The following is a 2998-nucleotide window of genomic DNA, read 5'->3' as shown; positions in this document are numbered from 1 at the left end:
GGACCAGCGCGGCCCTTTCCGTGGTGCAGGCGCTGGGCTACGTTGTGGTGGCGCTGCTGCTGGCCACACCGGCGGCAACCGCGTACTTCCGGCGCGCGTCGGTGTCACCGGCGTCATCAGCAAGAGCCTGCCGATGCTCGCCGGCCTGCGCCAGCCGGCGCCCCGGATCGGGCTGGCCGCCTGAGGTCAGCGGCGAGCGGGCCAGCCCCCAGGCCCCGGCCAGCAGCAGCGCGGCGGCACCGGCCAGCGCCGCGCGCGGTCCCGCGCCGTGCGGCAGCGTGGCGTGGAAGGCGAGGATGCTGAGCAGGTAGCTGGCCACCGGGTTGGTCACCGAGCCCGCGGTCACGGCGGCGGCCAGCGAGCCCGACGCGAACGCCTGCTGGCCCAGCAGCAGGGCGCCGAGAATCGCCGCCACCAGGGCGTACGCCGGCCAATCGGTCATGGTTCCGCCGAGCCCGTGCGCGGTGACGCGCTCGCCGGTGACCTTGAGGAGCACGGCGGCCAGCGAAGAGCAGAGCGCGCCGCCGACGGCGAGCAGCGTCGCGTACCCGAAGCGGTCCCTGCGCCTGCCGGCCGCCGCCACCAGCAGCCCGGCCACCACCGCCGTCGCGACGGTCGCGAGCAGCACGCGGCCGGGATCGGAGCGGCCGTGTGCGGGTATCGCGCCCTTGACGGTGAGGAACAGCGTCAGCGCGCCCACGATGGCGGCCGCGGCGAGCCAGTCGGTGACGCGCGGCCAGGTGCGGCGGCGCCGCGCGCCGAGCGGCAGCGCGAACAGGAGTTGGGTGGCGAGCAGCGGCTGGACCAGGGCGACCGAGCCGAGATGCAGCGCGGCACCCTGCACACCGGCGCCGACCGCGCTGGCCACCTGTCCGGTGACCCAGGTGGGCGAGCGGACCAGCCGGTGCGCGACGCCCAGCAGTGGCAGCGGGCCGCGCCGGCCCGTGTTCGACCGCGCGACGCGTTGGGCACCGTGCTGCTGCAGGGCCGCCGCCAGCGAGAGCAGGACGGCAGCCGACAGCGCGAGCAGCACGACGACGAGCATCCGCACCTCCCGCGGCGAACGATCTCACAGCTCCGCCCGGGCACGGCCGAGCGCGCCCGACCGGTCATCGGATGTTCATCGCGCGTCTCCGCGCGGCCCCGAGGGTGACACCCGCGTCCCGGACGGCGCTGGTTACCGGGAGACGTCGGAACCTTCCGGCGTCCGTACCGGAAGGATGTTCGTGTTCGGGTCTCACGGGGTTGTCCGATCGTCAGGTCTGCTCGTGGCGGTGGCGGCGCTCGCCGTCGGCTGCGGGAGCGAAGCCGCCAGCAGCGGTGAATGGGTGCCGCCACCGCCGTCCGCCGCGCCGACGTCCAAGGCGCCCGTGCGGCTGGCCAAGGTCACGTCCGCGTGCAAGGTGCTGCCCGCCGCCACGGTGATGAAGGTCCTCGGGCCGACGTCCAAGACGAAGCTGAAGGCGCGCGAGCTGCCGGTCGACAAGTCGGACGGCGAGGTCGCCTACAGCTGCGCGTACGGGAAGGACGGGCAGGAGCCGTTCGCGCTGACGATCTCGACCCGGCCCGACCAGGCGGAGAAGGCCGAGAGCACGATCGACAACATCGCCGCCGGCGTCGGTGTCAAGACCGCACCGGTGGACGACCTGGGCGCGGCGGGCATCGGCTACGTCAAGGACTCGTTCCGGATCGTCGCGGCCACGGTGCCGTACGAGGCCGACCTGCGGCTGGTCATCTTCGCGGCACCGGAGATCGTGCCGCAGAAGAAGCTGGTCGAGGTGCTCGACGAGGTCGTGAAGAAGATCTAGTCGGCCGGGCCGGCGTAGTCGCCGTGCAGGCCGGTCGCCTCGTCGGCCGGTGGGTCGAACACCACCAGGCCGTGCTTCTGGGCGAGCTGGAGCACGAGGTCGACCGCGTCGTCGCCGAGCGGCGTCTGCGCGATGGACATCGCGACGTGCTCGACACCGACGGCGAGCGGCCTGGTGACCCAGGGCGACTCGTCCTCGTACGTGGACAGGTCAGGGAACGCGGCCCGCAGGTCGCCGTAGAAGGCGGCGATCCGCGGGTCCGGCTCGCCACCGTCGTGCGACCGACCGGCACACCGGTCCGCCATCGCCCGCACGTCGTCCAGCGACGCCGCGGCGCCGGCCGCGAGCACAACAAGCTCGAAAGTCACCACCCCATGATCCCTGACGGCGGTGACGGGGTGTTCAGCCGGGGCTCGGCGGTCAGAAGAAGCGGCGCCTGCGGCGGCCCGCGCCGAGCAGGTCGGCGACCTGGCGCATCCCCTTCGTCACGCCGCTCGGGCCGCGGCGGGCCTCGACGACCTGGCTGACCTTGCGGATCCCGGCGGCGGCCAGCGGCAGGGCGACGGCGACCACCGCCCAGCGCCGAAGTGCGGTGGCGAACATCAGGCGTTCCTCCCTCGATGTGGCGGATGAGGTGGGTATACCCAGCCGGCGCATGGTTACGCCCGCACGGGGTAGACGGCTGGGATGAAGGTCGTCGTGGTGGGAGCGTCCGGCAACGTCGGCTCGGCGGTGCTGCGCCGGCTGGCCCGCGAGCCCGAGGTGACGGAGATCGTCGGGATCGCCCGGCGGGTACCCGACGATGCCGCCGGTGCGCCGTACGCCGGAGTGGACTGGTGGTCGATCGACGTGGGCGGGCCGGCCGCCACGGGCGCGGTGGCCGAGGCGGCCAAGGGTGCCGCCGCCGTGATCCACCTGGCCTGGCAGATCCAGCCCAGCCACAACCAGCGACGGCTCCGGCGTACGAACGTGCAGGGCGCCGCGAACGTCGCGCTGGCGGTCGCCCGCGCCGGCGTGCCCGCGCTCGTCGTCGCGTCCTCGGTCGGCGCGTACGCACCGGGTCCGAAGGACTATCTGGTCGGCGAGTCGTGGCCGGTGACCGGCGTGCGCTGGTCCACCTACGCCCGCGACAAGGCGCACGTGGAACTGCTGCTCGACGAGGTCGAGCGGACCTACCCGACGCTGCGGGT

Annotated in this window: 5 protein-coding genes; 2 read left to right on the top strand and 3 right to left on the bottom strand. The window is 73.9% G+C overall.

Annotated features, from left to right (window positions below; translation table 11 throughout):
- Nucleotides 1-37: 37 nt before the first annotated feature.
- On the bottom strand, nucleotides 38-1045 hold the full coding sequence (locus AB0H87_RS40060) for a DMT family transporter (RefSeq protein WP_360158517.1): 1008 nt from the start codon (nucleotides 1043-1045) through the stop codon (nucleotides 38-40).
- Nucleotides 1046-1274: 229 nt separating this feature from the next.
- On the opposite strand from AB0H87_RS40060, the gene AB0H87_RS40055 reads away from it, so the two are divergent.
- A complete protein-coding gene (locus AB0H87_RS40055; protein ID WP_360158514.1) occupies nucleotides 1275-1808 on the top strand; it encodes a hypothetical protein in 534 nt (177 codons plus the stop codon).
- On the opposite strand, the gene AB0H87_RS40050 is transcribed toward AB0H87_RS40055, so the two are convergent.
- A complete protein-coding gene (locus AB0H87_RS40050; RefSeq protein ID WP_360158511.1) occupies nucleotides 1805-2176 on the bottom strand; it encodes a hypothetical protein in 372 nt (123 codons plus the stop codon). The genes AB0H87_RS40055 and AB0H87_RS40050 overlap by 4 nt on opposite strands.
- 52 nt (nucleotides 2177-2228) lie before the next feature.
- A complete protein-coding gene (locus AB0H87_RS40045) occupies nucleotides 2229-2411 on the bottom strand; it encodes a hypothetical protein (protein ID WP_360158508.1) in 183 nt (60 codons plus the stop codon).
- An 84-nt stretch (nucleotides 2412-2495) separates the two neighbouring features.
- On the opposite strand from AB0H87_RS40045, the gene AB0H87_RS40040 reads away from it, so the two are divergent.
- A partial coding sequence (locus tag AB0H87_RS40040) for an NAD-dependent epimerase/dehydratase family protein (protein ID WP_360158505.1) occupies nucleotides 2496-2998 on the top strand: 503 nt, incomplete at its 3' end.

The sequence above is a fragment of the Asanoa sp. NPDC050611 genome (genome assembly GCF_040654855.1).
Classification (GTDB): domain Bacteria; phylum Actinomycetota; class Actinomycetes; order Mycobacteriales; family Micromonosporaceae; genus Asanoa.
Note: the sequence above shows the minus strand (reverse complement) of the source record. Positions and strands in the feature narration are given on the sequence as shown.